This is a genomic window from Nostoc sp. UCD121 (assembly GCF_014222285.1).
Lineage (GTDB): Bacteria > Cyanobacteriota > Cyanobacteriia > Cyanobacteriales > Nostocaceae > Nostoc.
The window spans coordinates 1-266 of record NZ_JACKZS010000583.1; the positions used below are offsets into that span (position 1 = coordinate 1).

The following is a 266-nucleotide window of genomic DNA, read 5'->3' on the forward strand; positions in this document are numbered from 1 at the left end:
ATACCACCCTTGCCTATATGGATGTCTAACTGCGGCCCGTTATCCGGGTCCAGGACCGTGTATGGTGGGTAGTTTGACTGGGGCGGTCGCCTCCTAAAGAGTAACGGAGGCGCGCGATGGTAGGCTCAGAACGGTCGGAAATCGTTCGTCGAGTGCAATGGCATAAGCCTGCCTGACTGCAAGACTGACAAGTCGAGCAGAGACGAAAGTCGGTCATAGTGATCCGGTGGTCCCGCGTGGAGGGCCGTCGCTCAACGGATAAAAGT

At 56.8% G+C, this 266-nt stretch carries 1 rRNA gene; it reads left to right on the forward strand.

What is annotated here, in order from left to right:
- Positions 1–265, forward strand: a 23S ribosomal RNA gene (locus tag GNF10_RS37570); the annotation flags it as partial.
- Position 266: the final 1 nt, after the last annotated feature.